Origin of the sequence: Marinimicrobium agarilyticum DSM 16975, assembly GCF_000423345.1 — a bacterium.
In the GTDB taxonomy this organism is placed as follows: domain Bacteria; phylum Pseudomonadota; class Gammaproteobacteria; order Pseudomonadales; family Cellvibrionaceae; genus Marinimicrobium; species Marinimicrobium agarilyticum.
The window spans coordinates 235,142-260,196 of sequence record NZ_AUHU01000006.1 but is presented as its reverse complement, the minus strand read 5'-3'; the positions used below and the strand labels follow the sequence as shown (position 1 = coordinate 260,196).

The 25,055-nt window shown below is 58.3% G+C and carries 23 protein-coding genes; 13 read left to right on the top strand and 10 right to left on the bottom strand.

Annotation, left to right across the window (positions count from 1 at the left end; all coding sequences use genetic code 11):
* Window positions 1-98: 98 nt before the first annotated feature.
* A complete protein-coding gene (lpxL, locus tag G547_RS0108310) occupies window positions 99-1,016 on the bottom strand; it encodes an LpxL/LpxP family Kdo(2)-lipid IV(A) lauroyl/palmitoleoyl acyltransferase (RefSeq protein ID WP_027329462.1) in 918 nt (305 codons plus the stop codon).
* Between the two features lie 123 nt (window positions 1,017-1,139).
* On the opposite strand from lpxL, the gene G547_RS0108305 reads away from it, so the two are divergent.
* The 4 genes from G547_RS0108305 to G547_RS0108290 all read left to right on the top strand — a co-directional run bounded on the left by G547_RS0108305 (window position 1,140) and on the right by G547_RS0108290 (window position 5,712).
* Window positions 1,140-1,736 (top strand): biliverdin-producing heme oxygenase, encoded by a 597-nt coding sequence (locus tag G547_RS0108305; RefSeq protein WP_157209820.1) that lies wholly within the window; start codon window positions 1,140-1,142, stop codon window positions 1,734-1,736.
* Window positions 1,737-3,839, top strand: a complete 2,103-nt coding sequence (locus G547_RS0108300) for a sensor domain-containing diguanylate cyclase (RefSeq protein ID WP_027329460.1) — start codon at window positions 1,737-1,739, stop codon at window positions 3,837-3,839.
* Window positions 3,840-3,954: 115 nt separating this feature from the next.
* Entirely contained in the window at window positions 3,955-4,785 is an 831-nt protein-coding gene (locus tag G547_RS0108295) for a glycosyltransferase family 2 protein (protein ID WP_027329459.1), read from the top strand.
* Between the two features lie 123 nt (window positions 4,786-4,908).
* Window positions 4,909-5,712, top strand: a complete 804-nt coding sequence (locus G547_RS0108290) for an FkbM family methyltransferase (protein ID WP_169449435.1) — start codon at window positions 4,909-4,911, stop codon at window positions 5,710-5,712.
* A gap of 15 nt (window positions 5,713-5,727) precedes the next feature.
* Here G547_RS0108290 and G547_RS0108285 read toward each other — a convergent pair whose 3' ends face one another.
* From G547_RS0108285 to G547_RS0108260, 6 genes are read right to left on the bottom strand one after another with little or no spacing between them, the layout of a single operon-like run.
* The gene (locus tag G547_RS0108285; RefSeq protein WP_281167763.1) at window positions 5,728-6,648 is read right to left on the bottom strand and encodes a glycosyltransferase family 2 protein; all 921 of its coding nucleotides are present in this window, start codon (window positions 6,646-6,648) and stop codon (window positions 5,728-5,730) included.
* Between the two features lie 50 nt (window positions 6,649-6,698).
* Complete coding sequence (locus tag G547_RS0108280) at window positions 6,699-7,955, bottom strand: O-antigen ligase family protein (RefSeq protein ID WP_084645794.1); 1,257 nt, start codon at window positions 7,953-7,955, stop codon at window positions 6,699-6,701.
* Window positions 7,937-8,896 carry a DUF6492 family protein gene (locus G547_RS0108275; RefSeq protein ID WP_027329455.1) on the bottom strand — a complete coding sequence of 320 codons (960 nt, stop codon included), beginning with the start codon at window positions 8,894-8,896 and terminating at the stop codon, window positions 7,937-7,939. Before G547_RS0108275 ends, G547_RS0108280 begins: the two co-directional genes overlap by 19 nt.
* Window positions 8,896-9,813: a glycosyltransferase family 2 protein gene (locus tag G547_RS0108270; protein WP_245573419.1), complete on the bottom strand. Its 918-nt coding sequence runs from the start codon at window positions 9,811-9,813 to the stop codon at window positions 8,896-8,898. Before G547_RS0108270 ends, G547_RS0108275 begins: the two co-directional genes overlap by 1 nt.
* A gap of 28 nt (window positions 9,814-9,841) precedes the next feature.
* Window positions 9,842-10,561, bottom strand: coding sequence for a 3-deoxy-D-manno-octulosonic acid kinase (locus tag G547_RS20655; RefSeq protein WP_051235069.1), 720 nt, complete (start codon window positions 10,559-10,561; stop codon window positions 9,842-9,844).
* A 31-nt stretch (window positions 10,562-10,592) separates the two neighbouring features.
* A complete protein-coding gene (locus G547_RS0108260) occupies window positions 10,593-11,009 on the bottom strand; it encodes a DUF488 domain-containing protein (RefSeq protein ID WP_027329453.1) in 417 nt (138 codons plus the stop codon).
* 199 nt (window positions 11,010-11,208) lie between these two features.
* Here G547_RS0108260 and G547_RS0108255 point away from each other — a divergent pair, with 199 nt between their 5' ends.
* The 4 genes from G547_RS0108255 to G547_RS20650 all read left to right on the top strand — a co-directional run bounded on the left by G547_RS0108255 (window position 11,209) and on the right by G547_RS20650 (window position 17,199).
* Window positions 11,209-12,735 (top strand): DUF4856 domain-containing protein, encoded by a 1,527-nt coding sequence (locus G547_RS0108255; RefSeq protein ID WP_027329452.1) that lies wholly within the window; start codon window positions 11,209-11,211, stop codon window positions 12,733-12,735.
* A gap of 93 nt (window positions 12,736-12,828) precedes the next feature.
* A complete protein-coding gene (locus G547_RS0108250; protein WP_027329451.1) occupies window positions 12,829-14,061 on the top strand; it encodes an imelysin family protein in 1,233 nt (410 codons plus the stop codon).
* Between the two features lie 14 nt (window positions 14,062-14,075).
* Complete coding sequence (locus G547_RS0108245; RefSeq protein ID WP_169449433.1) at window positions 14,076-16,283, top strand: TonB-dependent receptor family protein; 2,208 nt, start codon at window positions 14,076-14,078, stop codon at window positions 16,281-16,283.
* A 25-nt stretch (window positions 16,284-16,308) separates the two neighbouring features.
* Window positions 16,309-17,199 (top strand): sterol desaturase family protein, encoded by an 891-nt coding sequence (locus tag G547_RS20650; protein ID WP_051235067.1) that lies wholly within the window; start codon window positions 16,309-16,311, stop codon window positions 17,197-17,199.
* Here G547_RS20650 and G547_RS0108235 read toward each other — a convergent pair.
* From G547_RS0108235 to G547_RS0108225, 3 genes are read right to left on the bottom strand one after another with little or no spacing between them, the layout of a single operon-like run.
* Complete coding sequence (locus tag G547_RS0108235) at window positions 17,182-17,619, bottom strand: RrF2 family transcriptional regulator (RefSeq protein ID WP_027329449.1); 438 nt, start codon at window positions 17,617-17,619, stop codon at window positions 17,182-17,184. The genes G547_RS20650 and G547_RS0108235 overlap by 18 nt on opposite strands.
* Window positions 17,620-17,631: 12 nt before the next feature.
* Window positions 17,632-18,810, bottom strand: coding sequence for an NnrS family protein (locus tag G547_RS0108230; protein WP_027329448.1), 1,179 nt, complete (start codon window positions 18,808-18,810; stop codon window positions 17,632-17,634).
* Window positions 18,811-18,840: 30 nt separating this feature from the next.
* Entirely contained in the window at window positions 18,841-19,224 is a 384-nt protein-coding gene (locus tag G547_RS0108225) for a YbaN family protein (RefSeq protein WP_027329447.1), read from the bottom strand.
* A 293-nt stretch (window positions 19,225-19,517) separates the two neighbouring features.
* Here G547_RS0108225 and ytfE point away from each other — a divergent pair, with 293 nt between their 5' ends.
* From ytfE to azu, 5 genes are all read left to right on the top strand, one after another.
* Complete coding sequence (gene ytfE, locus G547_RS0108220; RefSeq protein ID WP_027329446.1) at window positions 19,518-20,201, top strand: iron-sulfur cluster repair protein YtfE; 684 nt, start codon at window positions 19,518-19,520, stop codon at window positions 20,199-20,201.
* A complete protein-coding gene (locus G547_RS20645) occupies window positions 20,194-22,560 on the top strand; it encodes a nitric-oxide reductase large subunit (RefSeq protein ID WP_084645790.1) in 2,367 nt (788 codons plus the stop codon). Before ytfE ends, G547_RS20645 begins: the two co-directional genes overlap by 8 nt.
* A 57-nt stretch (window positions 22,561-22,617) precedes the next feature.
* Window positions 22,618-23,964, top strand: a complete 1,347-nt coding sequence (gene gdhA, locus G547_RS0108210) for an NADP-specific glutamate dehydrogenase (RefSeq protein ID WP_027329445.1) — start codon at window positions 22,618-22,620, stop codon at window positions 23,962-23,964.
* A 109-nt stretch (window positions 23,965-24,073) separates the two neighbouring features.
* On the top strand, window positions 24,074-24,430 hold the full coding sequence (locus G547_RS0108205) for a DUF488 domain-containing protein (RefSeq protein WP_036187670.1): 357 nt from the start codon (window positions 24,074-24,076) through the stop codon (window positions 24,428-24,430).
* 172 nt (window positions 24,431-24,602) lie between these two features.
* Window positions 24,603-25,055, top strand: coding sequence for an azurin (gene azu / locus G547_RS0108200; RefSeq protein WP_211224529.1), 453 nt, complete (start codon window positions 24,603-24,605; stop codon window positions 25,053-25,055).

Sequence of the window (25,055 nt, the reverse complement as noted above, 5' to 3'; positions counted from 1 at the left end):
ATGATTGGCGGGACATTCCCCCTTTTTGAACGATTGATAGATAGCCTCGTAGTAGAACTCCCAGAGGCCCGGTCTTCAAGCAAGCCCCCATCAAAAAACTAATAGAGAGGTTTCTCCCCCTCCGGACGCGTCTTGAACCGCCGGTGTACCCACATATATTGCTCGGGACACTCTCTTACCCGCGCCTCTACGAACGCATTGATCATCGCCGCATCCGCCTCATCATCACCGGTCGGTATCGACGTCAACGGCGGGTAGACCTTCACATCGTAACCACTGCCGTCCTCACGCCGATGATGTGTAAAAGGAATCAGCTGCGCCCGACCCATCCGCACAAGCTGGCTGGTCGCCGTAATGGTTGCCGCCGGAATACCAAAAAAAGGCACGAACACATGCGGTCGACGGGCGCCGTAATCCTGGTCGGGCGCGTACCAGACCACCTTGTTCTGGCGGAGCCGGCGCACCATCTGACGGATGTCATCGCGGGCAATGACACCGCCTTTCTCGCCCAGGTGCTCCCGGCCCTTCAACTGCATATAATCGTAAACCGGGTTATTGTGAGGGCGATACAAGCCGCCCACCGAATGGTTCAGGCACAGCAACTTGGCACCCAGATCAAGGTTGGTGAAATGCATCCCCAAGAGCACGACCCCCTGACCCGATTGCTGGGCTGCCTGCAAATGCTCCAGACCCTCCACGGAGCAAAGGCGGCGCATGCGCCAGCGGGGCCAGAACCAGGACATGCCGGTTTCAAAAAACGCCTGTGCCGTGGACTCAAAGTTACGGCGCGCCAGTCTCCACCGTTCCTGCTCCGGTTTTTCCGGAAAGCATAGTTCAAGGTTGCGCAGCGCCGTCCGGCGCCGGCTCTTGGCCAGATGCCACAGCAGGCGCCCCAGGCCCCGTCCCAGCGCCATCTGGATGCGATAGGGCAATAGAGCCAGTAGCCACCAGATTCCAAAGCCCACCCAGGTCAACCAGTAGCGCGGGTGAAACAGTTGGCGGGAGACTCTCGGCATTTCGTCATTCCTCATGCGGGCGCAAAAGCGCTATTCTAACGCGTATAACCGCGGTGGGTGTGTCTCTCCGCTATGCTAATATATGCGCCAAATATTGAACCCATTGAATTGTGAGGAGCAGCTTTGTCTCCATGCCCGTCATTGCGGCAGGCTCTGCGCGCCGCTACACGAGCGGAACACGAGGCACTTGAGGCTCAGCCGCTGATGCGCCGCCTGGTGTCCCCGGAACTGACGCTTGCCGAGTACAGTCTGATCGTTCGCGCGCAACGGGCTTATTACCGTTTGCTGGAGCCGGCGCTGTGGCCCTTCGAACGTCAACTGCGGGATCGTTTGCCCGATGCCGGATACCGCTATCAGTCCCGTTTGCCTGCTCTGGAGCGCGACAGTCGTCAGTTGGCCCTGCCCGCTGACGAGAGCGAGCCGGGTTGGGTATTTCGCCCGACGTCAGCCGAACAGGCGTTGGGTGTGCTATATGTCTTGGAAGGGGCGAGCCAGGGAGGCCGGCTGATCGCCCGTCGTCTTGAGCAGGTACTGGCTCTGGACGGGGAGAATGGCGCCCGTTTTTTCTCCTCTTATGCGGAACACTCCAATTGGACGTTGTTCTGCCGCTGGTTGGAAGAACTTCCCAGCGAGGAGCTGTGGGGAGAGGCGATCACGGGAGCACAAAAAACGTTCACAACACTCCATATTCATTTTGACCATTGGCAGAGGCGGGTTTGAGTGGCCGTTAAAAACTTCCAGCATAAGACCGAGGACCTTCGGGCGGCTCAGGAAGAGTGCGCGCGCGAACCCGTCCATATTCCGGGCGCTGTACAGAGCTTCGGTGTACTGCTGAGTTTTGACGCGGCCATCAGCCGCGTCTGGCAGGTCAGCGCCAATGTCAGCCAGCACCTCGGGCTCAGGGTGGATGATTGCCTGGGGGCCAGCGCGATCGACATTTTCGGTAAGAGCCTGCTCGGTCGCATAAGGCGGGGTCTGAAAGGCGTTGACCGGCTTCCGGGGGCCCTGACCGTCACGCGCAAGTTGGGGGGTGTCAGCCGCAAGCTGCATGTGGTGGCTTATCGCAGCGGTGAGGCGGTGATTGTGGAGTTGGAGCCTCTGGGCGGCGGGGTGCGTTATCGTTGGTTGTCGTTGGTCAACGACTGGATTTCCCGGTTGGTGGAAACCGGCACAGAGAGCGAAGTGATGGCAATGCTGTGCGAGGCGGTGCGCGCCATTAGCGGTTACAACCGCGCCCTCATTTACGCATTTGATGAAAACTGGAATGGTAAGGTTGTAGCGGAGAGCCGCTGCGAAACCCTTTCACCCCTGCTGGGGCAACATTTTCCTGCTTCTGATATTCCCCCTCAGGTCAGGGCCATGTACGGCAACAACCGCGTCCGGGTGATTGCCGATGCCAGGGCTGAGCCGGCGAGGCTGGTACCGGCCATGAACCCCGCCAACGGGCAGCCGCTGGATTTGAGCAGCGGCTATCTTCGGGCGGTGTCACCCATTCACTGTGACTATATGCAGAATATGGGCGTGCGTTCATCCCTGTCTGTGGCGATTTATTCCGAGACCCGGTTGTGGGGGCTGGTGAGTTGTCACAGCAATGAGGTTTTGGCGCTGTCGCCCTCTGCCCGAGACAGTGTGGTCACGCTCGTTGAAGTCGCCAGCCAGCGGCTGTTTCTGCTCAAGGCCGAGGCGGATGCCCACTACCGTTATCAGATTCATGACAATCGGGTCGAGCTTGCCGGAGGGGTTCAGGAACGTCAGGCGCCCAGTGATCTTGTGCGCCAGCATGCCGAACACTGGCGAGAGCTGTTCACGGTGGAAGGGCTCGCGCTCGCCTATCTGGGGGAGATTACGCTCTCCGGGACTACTCCCGGGGAAGATCAAATCCGGGCACTCACGAATTGGCTGGAGAACCATGTGAAAGGCTCGGAACCCTGGGCGACGACCTCACTGGCCGCGTCCGGTTATCCGGGTGCGGAAGCCATCGGTGAGAGCTGCTGCGGGTTGCTGGCCATGCCACTGTTGATCGATATGGACGCCCGGGGCTGGCTGCTGTTGTTCCGACCGGAGCAGTTTGAAATGGTCCCCTGGGCGGGCAAGCCGGATAAGGTACCGGAGATGCGCGATGGGCGCACGGTGCTATCCCCTCGAACCTCCTTTGCGACCTGGGTTGAAGAGGTCAGCGGGAAGAGCCAGGCGTGGCATCCGGCGGAAATCAATGCCGCCCGGGATTTGGGTGATGATCTGGCGGTGATTGCGGCCGCTCACGAAATTACCCGCCTGAATGAATATTTGCGGCGCGAGCGCGAGGCGCTGGCGCAAGCCAATAAACATCTTGAGAAGGTTGCCAATACCGATGCCCTGACTGGCACGCTGAATCGTTATCGGATTGAACACCTGGTGCAGATGAGTCTGGCGAATGCTGAGCGGTACGGCCAACCGTTTTCCTTGCTGCTATTCGACCTGGATCACTTCAAAATGATCAATGACACTTACGGCCACGAGGTGGGCGACCGTATCCTGAAAGCGCTAGTGGGCGCTTTGACCGAAGGTTTACGGGAAGGGGATCAACTGGGGCGTTGGGGGGGCGAGGAGTTTTTGGTGTTGGCTCCCAACACGGTGTTGAGCGATGCAGGCATCTTCGCCGAGCGGCTGCGGGGCATGGTGTTGGACGCTGAGTTTGGGCTGGATGAGCCGGTCACCATCAGTATCGGCGTGACCGAATGGCGTGCAGGCGACACCCTGAAGAACCTGCTGGTGCGAGCCGATCGGGCGATGTACCAAGCCAAACATTCAGGTCGCAATCGGGTCCACTTGGATACGCATTAGTGTACCCCCCTCTGGGGACCTGTGAGCCAGGCCTCGAAATGGTCGCGTGGTTTACCATCGCGTTTGCCCCGGTGTTAACATAGGGCCACCAGTGTCACAGCTATGGGGAAACCTTTTGAAACTGTCCGTCATCATGACCACCTACAACTCGCCCGTTTGGTTGGAAAAAGTCCTTTGGGGATACAGTGTGCAGACGCACAAGGACTTCGACATCGTGATCGGAGACGATGGCTCTACCGAACAGACGCGCGCGACCATTGAGCGCCTGCGGGAGGAGACCGGGCTGAACATTACGCATATCTGGCAGGAAGACGACGGGTTCCGAAAATGCCGGATTCTCAACAAGTGTATCCTGGAGGCGCAGTCTGAGTATCTGGTGTTCACCGACGGTGACTGTATTCCTCGCAAGGATTTTCTTGCGGTGCATGCCGCCCAGTCCCGGCCGGATACGTTCCTCTCCGGTGGCTATCACAAGCTGCCCATGAGCACGAGTGAGGCGATCACCAAGGAGGACATTGTTTCGGGTCGCTGCTTCGATCTGGCGTGGCTCAAGGCCCATGGCCTGAAGTCGAGCCACAAGAACCTCAAATTGACAGCGACGCCGTTTCAGGCCTCAATACTGAACAGAATTACCCCGACTGCCTGCAACTTCAAGGGTTCCAATGGGTCGGTATGGAAGAAAGATGCCCTGGCGGTAAACGGGTTTGATGAACGTATGCCCTGGGGCGGCCTGGACCGGGAGTTTGGGGTTCGCCTGATCAACGCCGGTGTCCGGCCCAAGCATGTCCGCTACGATGCGATTGTTGTGCATCTGGATCATGCGCGGGGTTATAAGTCGCCCGAGCAAGTGGCCGAAAACAAAGCATTGCGAATCAAAAGCGAAAAAGAAAAGTTGACGCGCACCGAGTACGGGATTGCCCAGCTCCGCGAGACGGAGGGTGAATAACGGTTGAGGAGGCCGTCGCGTTCAGATGCAGTTATCCGCCTTGTTGCAGGAGTTACAATGAATAACAATACGAATGTTTCGCTCCCTTTTGGTGCGCGAACTCCCTCCAGGTGTTGGCAGTTTTTGATCAAACTCTGTCACCGCCCCAGCGCCCCGGTAATCAGCCGGTTGTGCGCGCCCATTGTGCGCAAGTGTCTGTTAAAACGCCGCTCGTTGTTGCCGGTGGATTTACGGCTGGGGAGTTTTAACCTCCGCTGTTACTTCACCGACAATTACTCCGAAAAGAAATTTGTCTTTACGCCGTGGCGTTACGATTTTCGTGAACGCCAGATGCTCACCGAATGTTTGGGCCAGGGCGGGGTGTTTGTCGACATCGGCGCAAATGTGGGCCTGTATACCCTGACGGCCGCCAGGGCCCTGGCGGGAAAACCCGGGCGCATTATTGCGTTCGAGCCCAACCCGCCCACTTTGGCTCGGCTTAAAACCAATATTGAGGCCAATCCCGAGTTGTTTGGTGAGCCCCTGCGGTTGGATTTGCTGCCGATCGGGGTGGCGGATCGGGAGCTGGTGTTTACGTTGCAAGTGGATAGCGACAATCTTGGCGCCAGCAGCATCGCACAAAAAAGCCGTTCGTTTGCGACTCTGGAGCGAAAGTCTTCCGTTGAAATTCAGTGTCGACCGTTGCTGGATGTGCTGGCGGAGCTCAATGTAGAGAAAGTCGATGCGCTAAAAATTGATATTGAAGGGGCCGAAGACCTGGCACTGGGGCCTTACCTGGAGCAGGCGCCCGAGGCACTGTTGGCACGCTGCCTTTTTATCGAGAATTCACAGCATCTGTGGTCGGTGGACCTGTTTGCGCAAATGGAAAGGCGAGGTTACCGGCGGGCTTACGTCAGCCGTATGAATTCCGTCTTTGTTCGGGAATAATTGGGGTGGATTTGCTCAGCGTGACCCTCCCAAGCGCCCCGCGACATGGCGGTGGAAGAAGGTCTCCAGGCTGTTTAAATGCTTTAGCAAGCGATTTCCCGATAGCGGGTTATAGCGCCAGGGGGTGGGAGGCGTCTGCCCCTCGCACGTCAGGTGGGTTTGCGCAACAGGTGGTTGCTTGCCGGCGCGAGCCAGGAACTGCCTGCTTTTTTCGGTGGACCAGATTTTGAATGGGTAATACCCACATCGAGCTTTTTTCTCGGCATACTTCAATGCCCAGGTTTTCTTCTTGCCTCGATACGCTGGTACGTTGGGGAGCCACATGGCGAAAGGTGAATAGAGGTACGGCATCGGGCCGAACAACGCTTTCGCCTGACGGTCATTGTCCGGTTCAGATGTTTTGAACACCCAGTGCCGTTCAAGGAGTCGAGAGGGCGAGGTGATCAGGAGGTCGGAATAATGAATGCCCGCGCTCTGATTTCGGTCTTTTCGATAAAACAGCCGGACACCGTCTTCTTTGGAGGCTTCAAATGATTGCTGCTCTGGATCGGGCCTGCGAAGAAAGCAGGGCTGGACAAAGCCGAGCGAACTGTTTTCCGAAAACAGTCGTTTGAGAGAGCGGATTTCCTCGTTGAGGATGGGGCGGACGACCTGTGTGTCGTCCTGTAAAAAGCAGACCAATGATGAGGTGTCTTTCAGAACCTCTATGGCGTGCTGCATATTACCGTAGAGCCCCCCGTGTTTTGTGGTTCCCGCTTTGTTCGGGGTTATCACTCTGTGCTTATTCCGAATTTTATTCAGAACTGACAGGGTAGTCGTGTCCCCACTGTCGTCATCGAAAATAATGATTTCTGCACCCGGCAGACATTGCTCAACGGAGCGGACGCAATTATCCAAGAAGAGGCCTCTATTGAACGAGAATATACAGAATATCATCATGGCTCACTAATTCTGGTGCTCGATGAGTCGCGCAGCCGGGTCTGGGCTTATTCAGGAACGTCGGTCTGGGGCTGATGCGTCTGTTGGCTCCACAACCAAAGAAAAATGAGTGGAAACCAAGTGTACAACCAAATGGTTTTGACGGAAATGATTAGGGTATAGGTATTGGTGGCCACCAGCATCATGACGACACCAAAGATTCCCAGCATATACCATTTGGCGGTAGGGGTGGAGTTGGCCGTGTAGATCGCACGCAATATGGTCCCAAGAAGTAGTAACAGGAGTGCCAGACCTACCAGTCCGGTTTGCGCGAAGGTACCGATGAACAGGTTGTGCGGTTGCGCCGTCCCGATGCCGGCCTCCTTGTAGATTTTCAGGCCGGCGGTCGTCGTTTCAAGGTCTGTGGCAGCTCCGTGGCCAAACAGCAATGACTCCGGCGGATATTGAAGGTGGGCCGTCCACAGAAGCAACCGGTAGGAGGTGCCTCGCTCTACCATGAGTTCAATGAAATCATTGAGGCCGTAAAGCCAAAGCACACACCCCAGCGCGATGATCAGGCAAGCGGTGGTGATCAGTAGAATTTTCCAGTGGCGATGGGCTATGGCGCCTACGAGCAGGCAATAGCCAACGATCAGCGCCAGCGCCAGCGTAGGTCCCCGGCTTCCCGAGAGCAGGGTACAGGCACAGGTCAGAATCAGTGCGGAGAAAAGCAGGGTCTGGTCCTTCACGGTCAGTTTGTGGCGCTCTTGCCATAACAGGAAAGCGCCAATACTCAAGTACACGATCAACACCGAGACGCCTTCAATGGGCTGATACAGGGCGCCGATCCCACTGAGTCGCCCCGAGAAATCCTGGAAAACCCCGAAAATGATCAATGCCGAAAGGCCGCCGAGAATGACGCACGTCAACAGAAATCGCCCGAGAAACAACGGGTTTTTGAGTAGAGGCGGCAATGCCAGGAAGAGCACCAGGATCAGTAACAGTGTTTCGAAGCTCCACCGAAGCGCATGCAGGTGCAGACTCCAGTCGGCGTCGCTGATGATCAGGGAGCCTACCGTCGTATAAAGCAATAGTCCGGCACAGACGCGCAACAATGCGTCTGTCGTATCGATGCGCAGTCGCCCCATGGTCATCAGGACCAGCAGCGGAATGCTCATGGCCAGATGAAACCACCCTTTAAAGAGGTCCGGGTGGGGGGAAATGGCGGATAGCACAATCCATATCAAAAACAGGGTCGGCAGTTTTTGCTGATACCGGCCCAGGGGGCGTTCCCGGTCATTGGCTGTCATAGCGTGTTGATCCATTCGAGCAGGCTTTCCGTGTAGTCGCTGGCGCCCCAGTCATGCTTGCCGCTGCTCTGGGAATGAAGCGTAATGTAGTGGATGTCGGGCCTTTGAAACAAGTGGGTCACCTGTTTTACCACCGCCGCGGCATTACTGGTGTCGAAGAGGTAGTGCATCTGCTCCGGGGCGCGCCAGTCCACGGGCTGTCGGCTCCAGGTTTTCAGGTACTGCTTGTACAGACCGAACTCGGACCAGCGACGCGGCGGCTGGTTCAGTAGGTGTTGCCACCAGGGCAGGCCGCTGCGCGCCTCGAGGTACGAGAGCATTGCCCTCAGTACCTCGCCATCGAGAACAAACGGAGTATCAAAGTAGGTGTTTACGTTCTGCGCTTCGCTGGTGGGGATGGTGTCGGTCAACTCGGCCGCGTTGTCGACCCATTTGCGCACCTTGCCTCTGAGTGAACTGAGGGGCTGCCACTGAGCGAAGCAGACCACCGCTCCGGGGGTGCGAAAGTCATTGATGTGCGCCGATGGGGTCACCACCACGTCGGAATCCAGGACGATGGTGGTGGCGCGCTCCCTTTCGCTCGCCACCGCCAACTTGCACAGTTGCTGGGTATGCCAACCGGTGTAGGAGGGCCAGCGGGGCCAGCCGAGGGTACGGCGCAGGCTGCCGCTGATGCGGGTCAGGTGCCGGCCGGCGTGGGCGCCGATATGGCGGGCCCGGCGTCGGTGCTTTTCCACGATTGGAGGCAGTACCTCGGCGGTGGAGCGCAGCACGACGTTGGGCTCCTCGGCGAATTTCCGGAACAGTGGCAAGTCTTCGGTCTGGACCACTACATGGTGTTCGAGGGCGGCCAGGGGCGAGCGCGCCAAGGAGGCGCGCAGCAGTCGGAAGTGGTCCAGATCACCGGCCCAGGTGGGCGTCAGCACGATGGTATCGGTGCCTGCGGTCTCGCTCATCAGGTGCGGTCTCTCAGCCAGGATTGCAGACGGCGAAGGGCGGTGCGAACGCCGGTGTTGGCTTTGCTGCCGGTGTAGCGGCCCTTGCTGATGTGGCGGATACGATAGACGCCCGGAATGGGAAGGGGCTCACCCTGGCTGCGCACCAGCCAGCGAAACGCCCGGTCTTCGTGACATTTGGCAAACTGCTCGACCGGCTGCTGGTACAGGTCGATGTTGCGACAGTAGCCCACCGCGCGGCAGACATCGCCGTGGGCAATCTGCAGCGGCCCGGTGGCTTTGGAGGGAAATTTCGTGGTGAACGAAGAGGTGTCGATGTCCAGCACCTGAGGCTCGCCCGTTCCGGCTTTCAGCATGGGGTTGTCTTCGGCGAGTAGGTCGGTGCATCGCTCTTCCTCGGGAAACACCAAGGCGCTTTGTCGGCTTTGCAGTAGCTCGGCGAGGGCATCGAGACAGCCGTCCCGGAACATCAGGTCGCAATCGGTAAACCAGACCCAGTCGGCGTGGGTGCCCAGTGCCGCCTTGTTGCGCCCGATGCCGCGGCGGAAAAGCTGCTGGCGTGGCAGCGGTTGCCAATTCCAGGTCACGCCAGGGACGGACTGCTTGGCGAAGAACGCCAGTAGGCGTTCGGTCTGCTGGTCTTCGGGGCAATAGAACACGGTCATTGTGACGTTGAGCCGGGTGGGTGGAAACAGGACCAGGGAACTGAGCTGGTAGGCCAGAAAGTGAGAGTAATTCCAGCAATGGCTGACCACCTCAAGGCTCAGATGTCCGGTTCTGGGCGCGCGCGCGGACACCGGCGGTAGGGCCGGTTCAAACCAGCGGGCGGGAACCCAGCCCTTGGCAGCCAGGCGGTAGAAGGCGAGGCGGAAGGCGTCGAACATAGCGGAGACCACTCGGACCAAAAATCGCGGCATTCTACCACGGGGCGATGGGCTCTGCCCGTCAGGCATAGCCTTGCATCAAGGCTTTCAGAAGGGGCGGCGGCGTCGTGGCGGCATCGGCTGCCCAATGTTTGTAAATGCCCCGCTCCAATCGGGCCAGGTTGGCCGCTTTCCAGTGTGCCCCGGCGGGCGCTTTGGCGAGCTGCACGCTCCGGTCGAAATCAATCAGAAATACCTCCCCCGAATCCGGGCGAACCAGAATGTTGGTCGCGTTCAGGTCGGCGTGATCCACTCCGGCGTCGTGGAAGCGTCGAATGCAGCGACCGGCCGCTTCCCAAAGCGGAGCGTGCTCAGGCCGGTTCAGGCTAAGCAGAGAGCGGACGCCCTCCAGACGCTCGATGATCAGAGCCGCCCGGTAAGTAAGGCCCTGCCGTTGGTACCAGGCGGCGATGGGGGCGGGGACTGGCAAACCCTGCTTGAGGAGAGACTCTAGCAGCAGGAACTCTTTTACCGAGCGTACACGGTGTTGCCCGAGATAGAGGTAGCGGTCAGTCAACAGTTTTCCGGGAAGGCCTCCGCGGCGGTAGTGGCGAAGAACCCAACGACCTTGCGTGTCTTTCAGAAACCAGGCGGCTCCGCGGCCGCCTGCGTTGACCGGTTCGGCCGAGGCGCCCCAGGCCTGCGGGTCAAACCACTGAAATTGGAAAGAGGAGGCCAGGTCCTGGCGCACCCAGGCGTGCTGGGAACCGTCGGAAATCGTCCGGGTGGTGGAGTCAGTCATGCGAGAAGTCATTGTTGTGGGTGAGCGCTAGCTAACCTTCGTAGCAAGTAGGGGAACTGGGCTCGCGGCCATCGGCCTGCTCGTCCTCGCGGGCCAGGTGATCCAGCAGGGCGTCTCGAAGCACCGGTAGGTGAGAGTGATCCGGGTTGCGGGTGGCAGTGAGCAGGCTCAGCCGGCCCTCGCGGGCATGTCGCATCAGGGGGGTTAACACCTCGGGGTGGGCTTGCAGCTCCTTGCGGTAGTTGTCGGTAAAGCGCTGCTCATCAATGTCGTTCTGGTGCCAGGCTCGCCTCAGGGCCGAAGAGGGGGAGGCGTCCCGATACCATTCTGCCAGTTGCAGGTCCTCGTGGCGCTTGCCCCGAGGCCATAGGCGATCCACCAACACTCGGGCACCATCAGCGCTATCCGTGGGTTCGTAGACACGTTTGAAGGCAATATCGTAGTTCATGGAAGCCATCATAGCATTGATTGAAAGGGGCAGAGACTTCGCTTCGCTGTATGGGAGCAATCACCTCTAATGATATTGTGTTTGATAATCAATCTTATTTTAAAGTACTATTAAGATTAACTGAAGGGTGGGAATCAGTGTCAACTGAGTGCTCCAGGCCCTTCCTCATCGTTGTTTATATTTTACCAAGGAGAAACCTGTGAATTTTCGATGGTATGTCTTGTTTCTGGCGATACTGGCCACCGTCACGCTGACCGCTTGTGGTGGCAGTGACAATAATGATGACGAGCCCCCCGCTGAAGAGCAACCCGGTGAGAATGAGGATAACGATGACGGTGATGACGGTAGTGATAGCCTGGAGGTACCCACCACCTATGCTTTCCCCAACGCCGACGATGAGAGCACGGTTTCTTACACCGGCCAGACCAAGCGCCACATTCTCATCGAGGACCTGACCGTTGAAATGAACGGTCTGGAAGAAGACGCCGGTCAGGAGAGCGTTGAAGCCCGCCTGAACTTCTATTTCCGCTTCGATTCCGCGACCTCCGATGACATTACCACCGAATTTAATGCTCGGGATCTCGGCGGCATGGATATTCTGCCTGAAGACTCCGGTGAGCTGACTTACGGCGCCATTGCCGACGGCAAGGACCTGATCGGCAAGATTGCGGGGGGCGACGGCCAGGGCAATGGCGAAGCCGACAAGCTGATCGACGATGACTTTTTCGGATGGGAAGATGGGCTGGATACCGACGCCCTGCCGGTGGACCTGGTGGATTACTACTTCGCGGCCTTGGCTGAACAGGCCACCGACGGTGTCGCTCCGCTGATTGAAACGGTCGATGGGCCAGTGCCGCTGGATACCGTAACCGTCGATGCTCACGGTCGGGATTTCCGGCAATTGACGCAAAAGTTTCTGCTGGGCGCCGTGGCCTTTTCGCAGGGAACCAACGATTATTTGCAGGCCGATTTTGCCGCTATGCTCGAACGGGAAGGCGACAATGCCTATACCGAAGGGGAGCACAATTGGGATGAAGCATTTGGGTACTTCGGTGCGGCGCGCGACTACGGTGATTACACCCTTGATGAAATCCGCAACGTCGGCTACATGGATAGCAATAACGACGATGCCATCGACATCCGTAGCGAATTCAATTTCGGCAACTCCACTAACTGCGCCAAGCGCGACGCGGGTACCGCCGATAACAGCAATCCTACCGACTACACCACCGACGTGTTCCAGGCCTTCCTGACCGGTCGCGCCATTCTGCGCGAAGCAGCAGAAGCGGGCGAGCTGACCGAAGCGCGCCAGGCCGAGCTCGATGAGCAAATTGAAGTGGCGGCGCTGACCTGGGAGCAGTGTGTGGCGGCGACCGTGGTGCACTATATCAACGATACCGTGGCCGATCTGGAAGCGGTGGAAGACGGTAAGTTCCAGGACCTGGCTCACTTCAAAGATTTGGCCAAGCACTGGAGCGAAATGAAAGGCTTTGCCCTGAATCTGCAATTCAGCCCCGTATCGCCGTTCCGTGCGGATGCCGATTCGCTGGCTGATTTGAAAGAGATTCTCGCGGCCATGGGTGATGCTCCCGTGCTGGCTGACGGCACACAGGCGGGTGTGGATTTTGAGGGCGGCGTGGATCAGTACGTTGCCGACCTGCTGGCGGCCCGCGCGCTGATGCAGGACGCCTACGGTTTTGATACTGAAAACGTTGAAAACTGGTAAGCCTTAATTGACCCAGGCGAACAGGCGAGCTCCCGTTTCGGGGGCTCGCCTGTTGTGCGTTGGGAGAACGAGCGAATTAGGAGTTCAAGTGTGATGCGAATTAATCGCTGGGCCATTCCGTTGCTGGTGTTGGTCGTTGGCGGCTGCGTCGGTGACGATCAATCTGGTGGCGCCGAGTCGGAGAATGCCGCTCGCGGCTTTGATTATCAGGGCATGATGGCGAATTATGCAGACAACGTGTTCTTGCCCGAATACCGGGCATTCGCTGAGCAAGCCGAGGAGCTCGCCGAAGGGCTCAATTCGGTGCAATTTTACTGCGAAGCGCTGACTGACCCCGACCGCGCGACTACCCCGGAGCGGGTGCGTGACCAGTGGCGCAGGGCGATGGACCAGTGGCAGCGGGTGGAGCTGTTCCAGGTCGGACCTCTCGCGGCCAACGGCGGCGCTTTGCGCAACCGGATTTATTCCTTTGGCAGCTCGGCGCCGCTGAGCGAATGCGCCGTGGATCAGAGTGTGGTGCTTGCCCAGGATGAAGGTTTCGACCTGAGTTCGCGTTCGGTTAACGCGCGCGGCCTTGATGCGTTGGAGTACTTGCTGTTTTCTGAGGACCTTACTCATCATTGTCCGTCCCAGATCAGTGAAACTCAGGGATGGAATGATCTACCGGAACAGACTCGTCGCGAGCAGCGTTGCGCTTATGCCCAGCGTCTGGCCGATGACCTCGTGGACGCCTCACAGACACTGGTCCAAGCCTGGCAGCCGGAAGGGAACGATTACCGTTTTGAGTGGGTGAACCCCGCTAACCAGGAGGTCAATCTCAAAGCCTTATCGGATGCGCTGTTCTACATTGAGCTTCAAACCAAAGACCGCAAGCTTGGCGTACCTACTGGCCTTCACTCCAATTGCAACGCAGTCGCCTGCCCGGAGGCCGTGGAGTCCCCCTACAGTGAGACCTCCATGGACAATGTCGCCGCGAATGCGGAGGCGTTTCTGGTCGGCTTCAAGGGCGGCAATGGCCTGGGTTTTGATGACATCTTCGTCTACGAAGGCTTCCCGGATGTCAAAGAAGCCTTCGAGGATGCCGTCATCGACGCCCAGGTTCGCGCCGGCTATTCAAGCCCCTCGTTGTTGCAAGAAATGCGCGAACAGCTGGCCTCCGGCAGCGCCCAGAATTGCCTGAACGCCGCCGCCAATCCGGCGGACAATTATCCCGGTGCCTGTGCCGCCCACGCTTATCTCAAGCGGGTAACCGACCGGCTGCGCACGGACTTCATTACCATCGTCAACCTCGACTTGCCCGAGCGCGGGCAGTCCGATAACGACTGATCGCGGGAATGAACATGACTCCACTGAAATATACGCCTTTGTTATTGACCCTGGTTGGCGGCTTGGCCAGCGCTCAGGACATTGAGCTTCCCCAACTGGTCTATCAGGAAATACTGGTCACGGGCGGTGCTGACGCCGTGCGTTCGACGGCGGGTTCCGCGAGCTTTCTCGACGAGGAGGCAATTGCCCGGTTTGACCAGACCGATATCAATGAACTGCTGACCCAAGTGCCCGGTGTTTATATCCGCACCGAAGACGGCTATGGCTTGCGGCCCAATATCGGCATTCGCGGCGCCACCGCCGAGCGCAGTCAGAAAATCACGCTGATGGAAGACGGCATCCTGATCGCGCCGGCGCCATACTCGGCGCCGGCGGCCTACTACGTGCCGAACGTCAATCGGATGAGCGCGGTGGAGGTATTCAAGGGCCCCGCGGCGATTCACTATGGCCCCCATACCGTGGGCGGTGCCATCAACCTGGTCACCGCGCCGCTGCCTTCTGAGCGCGAAGGTCAGGTGTCGCTCAGTGCTGGCACCGATGGCTATCGGAAAGGGCGGCTGGTCTACGCCGATCGCCAAGAGCAGTTCAGCTACCGAGTGGACTTTCTCAATTATGGCGCCGACGGCTTCAAGGCGTTGGATAGCGGCGACGATACGGGGTTTGAGCGCAACGATCTCAACGTCAAACTGGGGTGGGAGTCCCGCCCCGGCGTTCCTATTGCGCAGAGCGTGGTTCTGAAACTGGGTTATGCGGATGAGGACTCCAATGAAACCTATCTGGGGTTGACCGATGAGGACTTTGAAATCAACCCGGATCGTCGCTACCTGGGAAGTGCCGCCGACCGGTTCGAATCCGAGCACACTCAGGCGCACCTGCTGCACCAAGCCCGTTTCCTTTCCGGTTGGCAGTGGATCAACAAGCTGTACCTAAACCGCTTTGATCGTTCCTGGAAAAAGGTGGACGGCTTTTTTGCCGCCCCCGCGGATGAGGGTGATTACTCCTCGAACCTGAGTGCGGGCAGCGTTTTCGAGCGTCCCGAGATCTTTGGTCGGCAACTGTCCCTGTTGCGGGGGCAGATCAACTCCAGCGATCGTCTGTCAGATCGGCTCGATGTGACCGACAACGCCCGTGAGTACGGATCCCAAGGGCTGGAAACTGAAATCCAGCACCAATTGGGCCTGGGTCAGTGGCAGCACGAAATGGCCATAGGTCTGCGCTTCCATCACGATTATGTCGACCGGAGTCATCAACCTTTTGGCTACCGGGTACAAGACGGCACGCTGGTGTTTGATGGTGAAAGTGACCGGCCCCTGAAAACCGATAACCGGGCGGAAACCGATGCCTGGGCCCTGTTTGTGAGCGACGAACTGCGCCGCGGCCCCTGGAAAATCAATCTGGGTCTGCGCGCCGAGCACATTGAAGGGGAGGTGGAAAGTCGCGTCGATGGCGGCCGCCGCGGCAACACCCAGGAGATTGTCATTCCCGGTGCCGGCGTCTTTTATGAGTGGACGGATAACCTGGGGCTGCTCGTGGGGGTCAACAAAGGGTTTTCTCCCACGGGACCCGGCGCCGACGATTCGGTTGAACCGGAAGAGAGCCTAAACCTCGAATATGGCTTTCGCTATCAGGCCGGGGAGTTGACCCTGGACGCCATCGGCTTTTTCAGCGACTACGATAATCTGCTCGGTCGCTGCCGGGTGTCCGATGCCGGTTGCGAGCCGGGGGAGGAGTTCAACGGTGGGCGAGTGGAAATTGCCGGTCTGGAGTTGACCGGGGACTGGATGCTTTCGCTCAGCGACCGGGTTGGCGTACCCCTGAGCCTGGCCTACACCTATACCGAAACCGCTTTTCAGAGTGAGTTTACCTCGGGCTTTTCCCAGTGGGGCGCGGTGCGAGCCGGAGATGAGCTGCCATACACGCCCGATCATCAGGCCCGCATCGGCATCGGTCTGATGGCGTTGGATTGGCAGGTCGATCTTGCGCTGAAGTACTCTGGCGAAATGCGTGACCGGCCCGGGCAAGGCGAGCCGACCGGGCGCGACCGCCTCTCGGCTTACACCACCGTCGATGTGTCCGCACGCTACGATTGGTCTTCGGATCTGAGTCTGCAACTGGTGGTGGACAACCTCACCGATGAGCGTGAGCTGGTCTCTCGCCGCCCCTTCGGCGCCCGCCCCAATGCCCCGCGCACGGTGCAGGCGGGTGTGACCTACCGATTCTGAGTGAGGGCTGATCGGCGTGCTTGAGATGCAGTGGTGGCAGGCGCTGACCGCGCCCCTGAACTACCCGCTGAACCCGGCCAGTCGTATGTATTGGTTGTTCTGGGTTTCGGCGGGTGCGATGGCGTTGGTCGCGCTCTATCTTCAGTATCGCCGCCAACGGCAGGGAAGCTTTTGGCGCAGCCTGCGCCGGACTCTCTTTTCCCGTCGCCACTGGTTCAACCGTTCCACTGCCACTGATCTGGGGCTGATGGTGGGTAACGGCGTGCTGCGGCTGCTACTGATTGTCCCCTTGCTGGGTAGTCACCTGATGGCCACGCTCTGGGTGGCCCGCACTCTGCAGACGCATTTGGGGAACGCCCCTACATTCCACTGGCACTGGCTGGCGATTGCCCTGAGCTACACCCTGGTGTTCTTTCTGGTGGAAGACCTCAGCCGCTTCGCCTTGCACCGGACCATGCACCGAGTGCCCTGGCTGTGGCGTTTTCACCGTGTCCATCATAGCGCCCGGCGACTGACGCCTTTGACTCTGTTTCGGGTGCATCCGCTGGAAATGACCGCCTATTACCTCCGTGGGTTGGTGGTCTTTGGAGGCGTCAGTGGGGTTTTTGTCTATCTGTTCGGCGGGCGGTTGAGTGGCCTGGATGTTCTTGGTGTGGATGTTCTCGGCTTCGCGTTTAATTTCCTGGGCGCCAATCTGCGCCATAGCCACATCTGGTTTACTTTCGGGCCGTTGGAGCGCTGGCTGATCAGCCCGGCCCAGCACCAGTTGCACCACAGCGCGGCGCCGGAGCACCGAGACCGCAATTTTGGTACCTGCCTGACGCTGTGGGACAAGCTCGGCGGCAGCCACTTGCCGGCGGGGGAGCGCCCGCGGCGGCTGCGTTTTGGTGTGGCCCGTTCAGGGCATACGCAGTAACTGTTTCATTTCCCGAGCGTTTTCGGGGTAAACCAGGTCTGCCAGGGTGTAGCTGTCCAGTACTCGGAAAAACGCCTCCAGCGACTCGGCCAAGACCCCTTTGAGCCGGCAGGCCGGTGTCAGGGCGCACTGGCTTCCACTGCCAAAGCACTCCACCAGGGTGAGATCCTGTTCGGTGCTTCGAATGAGCTCACCGAGGTTAATTTCCTCTGGCGTGCCACGTAAGCGCAGCCCCCCGTTTTTGCCCCGAATGGCGTGCAGGTAGCCCTTACTGTTCAACTCCTGCACCACTTTCATCAAATGGTTTTTGGAAATATCGTAGCTCTCGGCGATTTCGCGAATAGTGGATAGCGCCTCGCCCTTCAGGGCCACGTACATCAGCACCCGTAAAGAGTAGTCGGTGTAACGGGTAATGTGCATGAATGACCTCGGTTAGCCTGGGCGGTTGTCGGCCCGGGGTTGAGTTAACATGGGTGCGTAAAGCACGACAAACAAGCTGAAGGCCAAAATCCAGCTCAGCGCGGACAAGGTTACCCCAATGCGGTAATCAATCCACTGGTTGGCTGCCAACAGACGCAAAACGGTGGCGGCAATAATGGCCCAAATCATCAAACGGCCATAAGGCGGCAACTTCATGGGTCGCCCTGTATGGCCGACGGCGACCCGGCTCATCACCCCGAGGATCAGTGTTCCAATGCCCCCCAAGGCCAGCGAGTGCTGCCACAGCGTGTCGGGTATGGCCGGATAAAAACCGCTGACCCCGCGCAGCAGCAGCGCGAGGACCACCCATCCGTAGGCCAAGTGCAGGATCCACAGCAGTGGCTCACGCCACGCCAGCCACCCCCGCCACTGGTATAGTCTCAGAGCGTTCACTCCCCCCGCAAACAGAGCAGCCAGCGCTTCGCACCAAGCGGGTAGTGGCAACAACGCCAATACGGCCAGTAAGGCCACGCTGGCCATTGCCAGGCCAGTGACGGTTGTGGATTTAACAACCCGTTCAGCCGGTTCCCCCTGGCCTCTTAACCAGTTGGCCGTGAACGCCGGCGTAATGCGCCCGGCAATGACCACAATCATTAACGTTATGATATCGAGTCCCAGGCCCTGCCCGAGCTTTAACCAATGCATGCTGCCGCCGGAAAACCCCAGGTGCATGAGCAGGTTGCCGACGGTCAGCGCGGCTAGCACCGCCACTAAAATCAGGTTGCGCTTGTTGCCGTAGCGTAACAACACACGAGCGGCATAGATTGCAACCACCGGTAGAAAAGCCAGATCCACCGCGGCCACCAGCCAACCGGGCAGCCAACCGGCGAACCAGAAGACAAGGCGCCCGGCCAGCCAGAGCATTACCAGTGCTAACAGGCCTTTACCTTGAAGTGGGGGAGCGCCCGTCCAATTGCACATGGCCGTGAGTAGAAACCCGGCGGTGGCGGCCGTAACGAAGCCGTAGATCATTTCATGGCTGTGCCATTGCAGGGGTGACCAGCCCAGCGGCAGAGGCCAGCCGCCAAACAGAAACCCGACCCAGGCCAACACCACCACTATGGCGTACAGGCCCGTCAGAATAAAAAACGGACGAAAAGGGTAGCAGAGCAGGGCGTTGCGTTGGGGCATGAATAGCTCCTCGGTTTCGTCCCCGAGCCATCAGGCGTCGGGGCGGCTGAACAGATAAATTGTTACGGCGCAGAACAGGCCTACCAGCGCAAGCAGTACTACCGGAGCTACCCCTGTCAGCGCCATCAAGATCAGGCTGCCGAGCATTAATGCCGGTGCGAACCACTTGGCTCGCCTGGGGACCGCGCGCCGGGTATGCCAGGCACGCAGTAGCGGTCCAAATTGCCGGTGGCTACTCAGCCAGCCATGCAGCCTGGGGGAACCTTTGGGAGCCGCCCAGGCGGCTACCAGCAGGAATGGCGTCGTGGGCAGTACCGGCAGCAGGGCGCCGACAGCTCCCAGTCCAATGCTGAGCCAGGCTACCAGCAACCAGGGTAGTCGGCGGGTGTTCTGCCACCATTGTGTTCCGCTCATACCGGCTCCTGACGATGTCCAGTGGATCCCGCAGGGTACCACCAACAAGGGATTTAAACATGTAAAAATAATATATCTTTTAAAGAGCCTCTTCAACGTCTATTTCCACTAAAGGGTGGCTCCCTCTCCCGCGCGGGCGATGCCCCGCTACCTCTGATGGGGTAATAGGGGTATTTAAAGATGAATTTGTTTTACTTCTTTTTCTTGGGGCGGTATTCTTTGTAAAGATGTAAAGTTTATGCATCTTAAGGGATGCTTCGATGATGTGCTGCAACCGGAAGGGGGAGCCGCCTATGAGTTGGCTGACGCAATCGGTCGGTGATATTGCCCGGGAGTTACCCGGCGCCACTGGCGTATTTCATGGCTACGGCCTGGATTTTTGTTGTGGGGGGAAACAGACGCTTTCCCATGCACTTGAGCGCAAGGGGGTGGATCCGGGCGCACTGGTTGCTGAACTGGACCTTTTACACGCCCAGGCGAAGGGTGCCCGAGGCAACTGGGCGGAGGCGGGCGATAGCGAACTGATTGAGCATATCTTGACTCGTTATCACGACGTGCATCGCCAACAGCTGCCGGAACTGATTCGTCTCAGTCAGCGGGTTGAGCTGGTTCACGGCGGCCACCCCGAGTGCCCCAGCGGCTTGGCGAATCATCTGGAAGCGATGGTTGCCGAGCTGGAGAGCCATATGGATAAAGAAGAGCAGATTCTCTTCCCCATGATTGCCCGGGGCATGCTGGGGATGGCCACGGGGCCGGTGAACATGATGCGCCACGAACACGATGAGCACGCCCAAGGGCTGCGCCGAATCCATGAGCTGACTCGGGGCATCAACCTCCCCGTCGGGGCCTGTAACACCTGGCGAGCGCTTTACGTGGGATTGGCATCGCTCGAGGTCGACTTAATGGACCACATCCATCTGGAAAACAACATTTTATTTGATCGTATTGACGGGCTGGGGGCTGCGGCAAATGGGTAAGTACAAGAAACTGTGGTGGACGCTGATTGGCACACTGGCTGTGACCTTTGGCTTGTTGGGGTATTTCGGGATGGAGGTGTATCGCAAGGCGCCACCGATCCCCGATCAGGTGGTAACGGCCTCTGGCCAGACAATCATGACCGAGACCAGCATTCTGGACGGTCAGACGGCCTGGCAATCCGTGGGCGGTATGCAACTGGGTTCCATTTGGGGGCACGGTGCCTACCAGGCCCCGGACTGGACAGCGGACTGGTTGCACCGGGAATTGCTTGCCTGGCTGGAGCTGGCCGCAAAGGACACCTACGGCGCCGGTTATGAAGAACTGACTGGGAGTGAGCAGAATGCGCTCCAATATGAATTGAAGCAGGCCTATCGCACCAATACCTGGAATGCCGAGACCGATACGCTGGTCGTTTCCGAGCGGCGCGTTCAGGCCATGGCGCAGACGGCGGATTACTACAACCGCCTGTTTGGAGGCGATCCTGCGCTTCAGCCGACCCGCGAAAGTTATGCCATGAAAGAAGTCACGATGCCCAGCGCGGAGCGGCGCGAACAGTTGACCGACTTTTTCTTCTGGACGGCCTGGGCGGCCGCCACCGAGCGCTATCCCGGTGAGGCGACCTACACCAACAACTGGCCCCATGAGCCCTTGATCGGCAACAAGCCCACGGCGGAGAACATCGTCTGGTCCATCGCCAGTGTGGTCTTGCTGATTGCCGGCGTGGGCGGGCTGGTCTGGGGTTGGGCGTTCCTGCGCAAAGAAGACGAAGAAGAGCCCGAGGCACCCAAGCAGGACCCGATCACCACCTTTGCGCTTACGCCCTCTCAAAAAGCGCTGGGTAAGTATCTTCTGGCCGTGGTGGGACTGTTTACCTTCCAGGTGTTTCTGGGCGGGTTCGTCGCGCACTACACCATTGAAGGCCAGGGTTTTTACGGCATTCAGACGTCGGACTGGTTTCCGTATTCGTTGATGCGCACCTGGCACATTCAGTCGGCCATGTTCTGGATCGCTACCGGCTTCCTGGCGGCGGGACTGTTCCTTGCGCCGGTGATCAATGGCGGCAAAGATCCCAAGTATCAAAAGTTGGGGGTGGACATTCTGTTCTGGGCATTGATTGCGGTCGTGGTCGGGTCTTTCGTCGGTAACTTCTTCGCCATCAACCAGATCATGCCTGCCGAGTGGAGCTTCTGGCTGGGTCATCAGGGCTATGAGTACGTCGACCTCGGCCGGTTCTGGCAGATCCTGAAAGTCGCCGGCATTGCTTTCTGGCTGTTCCTGATGATGCGCGGCATCGTGCCGGCCCTCAAGCAGGGTGGGGATAAGAACCTGCTGGTACTGTTAACGGCTTCGGTGGTGGCCATTGGCCTGTTCTACGGCGCGGGTCTGGCCTATGGAGAACGCACACACATTTCCATCATGGAATACTGGCGTTGGTGGGTGGTGCACCTGTGGGTAGAAGGCTTCTTCGAAGTGTTCGCCACTGCCGCCCTGGCCTTCATTTTCTGCAGCATGGGGCTGGTGTCCCGGCCCATGGCCACCGCCGCGTCGCTGGCCTCGGCCTCACTGTTTATGCTCGGGGGCGTGCCCGGTACCTTCCACCACCTGTACTTTTCCGGCACCACCACACCGGTGATGGCGGTGGGCGCTTCCTTCAGCGCGCTGGAGGTGGTCCCTCTGGTGGTTCTGGGCTATGAGGCCTGGGAGAACTGGCGGTTGAAGTTCCGTGCGCCCTGGATGCAGAACATCAAGTGGCCACTGCTGTTCTTCGTAGCCGTTGCCTTCTGGAACATGCTGGGAGCGGGCGTGCTGGGCTTTATGATCAACCCTCCCATCTCGCTGTACTACGTACAGGGGCTGAATACCACGCCCACCCATGCTCATGCGGCGTTGTTCGGCGTTTATGGCTTCCTGGCGCTGGGGTTTGGTCTGTTGATCCTGCGTTACATTCGCCCCAACATGGTGTTTAGCGAGCGACTCATGAAAACCGCCTTCTGGTGGATGAACGGCGGACTGGTGTTGATGCTGTTTACCAGCCTGTTGCCGGTGGGCATCATCCAGTTCGTGGCAAGCGCTTCCGAGGGGCTGTGGTACGCTCGCAGTGAAGCCTTTTTGCAGCAACCGCTGCTGGAAACCCTGCGCTGGATACGTACTATTGGTGATGTGATTTTCATTGTCGGTGCTCTGGCAGTGAGCTGGCAGGTGGTTAAGGGCGTACTCTTTCCCGACGCATCGGGCAAGCCGGCGGCGGGGCGCCTGGAAAAAGCCTGGCCCCCCGCCTATGCTGAGTCCGACGCCGCCATGGCCGAAGCCCATCAGGGTGACAGCGTCTGCTGCGGTCACTGCGGCGGCAACAAGTAACCCAGACCGAGGGCGGGCTCGCTCCGCCCTCGGCGTTAAACGGTTCTGGAGAAGCGAATGGTGAATGCTCACGAACGTATCGATACTATCTTTGATGTTGTCAAAAGCCGCAATCCTGGGGAAACCGAATTTCATCAGGCCGTGTGGGAAGTGATTGAAACGTTGATCCCGGTATTGGAAAAATGCCCCTATTACGCCGAACAGAAAATCATCGAACGTATTTGCGAGCCGGAGCGACAGATTATTTTCCGTGTTCCCTGGGAGGACGATAACGGGGAAGTGCACATTAACCGTGGCTTTCGCGTGGGTTTTAACAGTGCGCTGGGGCCTTTCAAAGGCGGTTTGCGTTTTCATCCCAGTGTGCTGCTGGGAACCATCAAATTCCTTGCCTTTGAACAAACCTTTAAAAACGCCCTGACGGGTATGCCCATTGGTAGCGGCAAGGGCGGCTCGGACTTTGATCCCAAAGGAAAGACTGACTCGGAAGTGATGCGTTTTTGCCAGAGCTTCATGACCGAACTCTATCGCCATATTGGCGAGATGACCGATATTCCCGCCGGTGATATTGGCGTTGGAAGTCGCGAGATCGGTTTTCTGTTTGGCCAATACAAGCGCATCACCAATCGTTATGAGTCGGGGGTGTTGACCGGGAAAAGCCCGCTTTGGAGCGGGGCGCTGGTGCGTCAGGAATCCACCGGTTATGGTGTGGCTTACTTCGCGGAACAGATGCTCAAGACGCGGAACGAGCCGCTACAAGGGTTGTCCTGTGTCGTATCCGGTTCGGGCAATGTGGCGATTTACGCGATTGAAAAACTTCACCAGCTTGGTGCAAACGTTGTCGCCTGCTCGGACTCGTCGGGCGTCATCTATGACGAAGACGGGATCAAGCTCGATACGGTCAAAGCCATCAAACAGGGCGAACGCGGGCGGATCAAAAGCTACGTGGATGAACATCCCGACGCCGAGTACCGCAAGGGTGGCAATATCTGGGAGATTCCCTGCCATTTGGCGTTTCCCTGCGCCACTCAGAATGAGTTGGACAAAGACGCCGCTGAAACCTTGATTGAAAACGGCTGCAAAGCGGTGGTGGAGGGCGCCAATATGCCCTGTACGCCAGAAGCGGTCGACCTGTTTTTGGATAACGATGTGGGCTACGGGCCGGGCAAGGCAGCCAATGCCGGTGGGGTGGCGACGTCCGCGCTGGAAATGCAGCAGAACGCCAGTCGCGATGCCTGGACGTTTGAATACACCGAAAAGCGGTTACGCACCATCATGGCCAACATCCATGATGACTGTTATCACACCGCGGATGAGTTCGGCTCCAAGGGCAACTATGTGGTCGGCGCCAACATTGCCAGCTTCCGGCGCGTTGCCGAGGCCATGTTGGCTTTCGGGATAATCTGACGGCACTGCTGTCCTATGGTTATAGGACGACGCTGGTCTACGATAGAGCGTGGCTGGTCATCTCTGTGTCCGGTACGAGCATTGAAATCGAAACGGTATGGAGGTCACTATGGTGGACGTATTTCTTAAGCGCGCCCATGACCATGTTGAAAAAGACGATGGCGCCCGAGTGCTTGTGGATGGCCTCTGGCCGAGGGGCATCAAAAAAGAAGCGCTTGAACTCGATGACTGGTGTAAAGAGGTGGCTCCCAGTGAAGCCCTACGCAAGTGGTTCAATCACGACCCCGATAAATGGAAGGAGTTTCGAACCGATTACTTGGAAGAGTTGAAGGACCACAAGCAGACAGCAAGGGAGCTTCTCGGGAAAAACCAAAACGGACGGCTGACACTGGTTTATGCTGCCAAAGACAGGGAGCATAATCACGCTCGTGTGCTGCGCGAGTATCTTAAAAAGATGGATCACTGAGCGCATTGATACCATTGCCCGGAACCTGGAGAACGCCTCCCCGGCGGCAAGCTCGTTACGATGGGTGGTATGATGCGCTTTCTGCCAGTTTTTCGGTGCGCTAGCTAGCACAGAATGATACGAGAGCTTTTAACTTGGCTCTGGGTCTTTACTCTCTTTATAGGAGGTTATGATGAAGTTTTCCATGAAAGTATTTGTGTTGTCCCTTGCCGCTTGTGCCGCCACTGGCGCTCAGGCCGCTGACTGTGAGGTGACCGTTGATAGCAACGACAAGATGCGTTATGACACCGACCGCATTGAAATGGATGCGAGTTGTGAAGAGTTCACGGTCAAGCTGACGCATTCGGGCTCAATGGCGGAAAACGTCATGGGGCACAACTGGGTGTTGACCCTGAATGAGGACATGCAGGGAGTGGTGCAGGATGGCATGTCGGCCGGGCTGGAAAACAACTACGTGAAGCCGGGCGATGAGCGTGTGATTGCCCACACAGAAATCATTGGCGGCGGTGAGGAAACCTCGATCACCTTTGATGCCAGTGGACTGGAGCAGGGTGCCAACTACCAGTTCTTTTGCTCTTTCCCCGGACACTCCTCACTCATGAAGGGCGAGTTCGTCGTCAAGTGA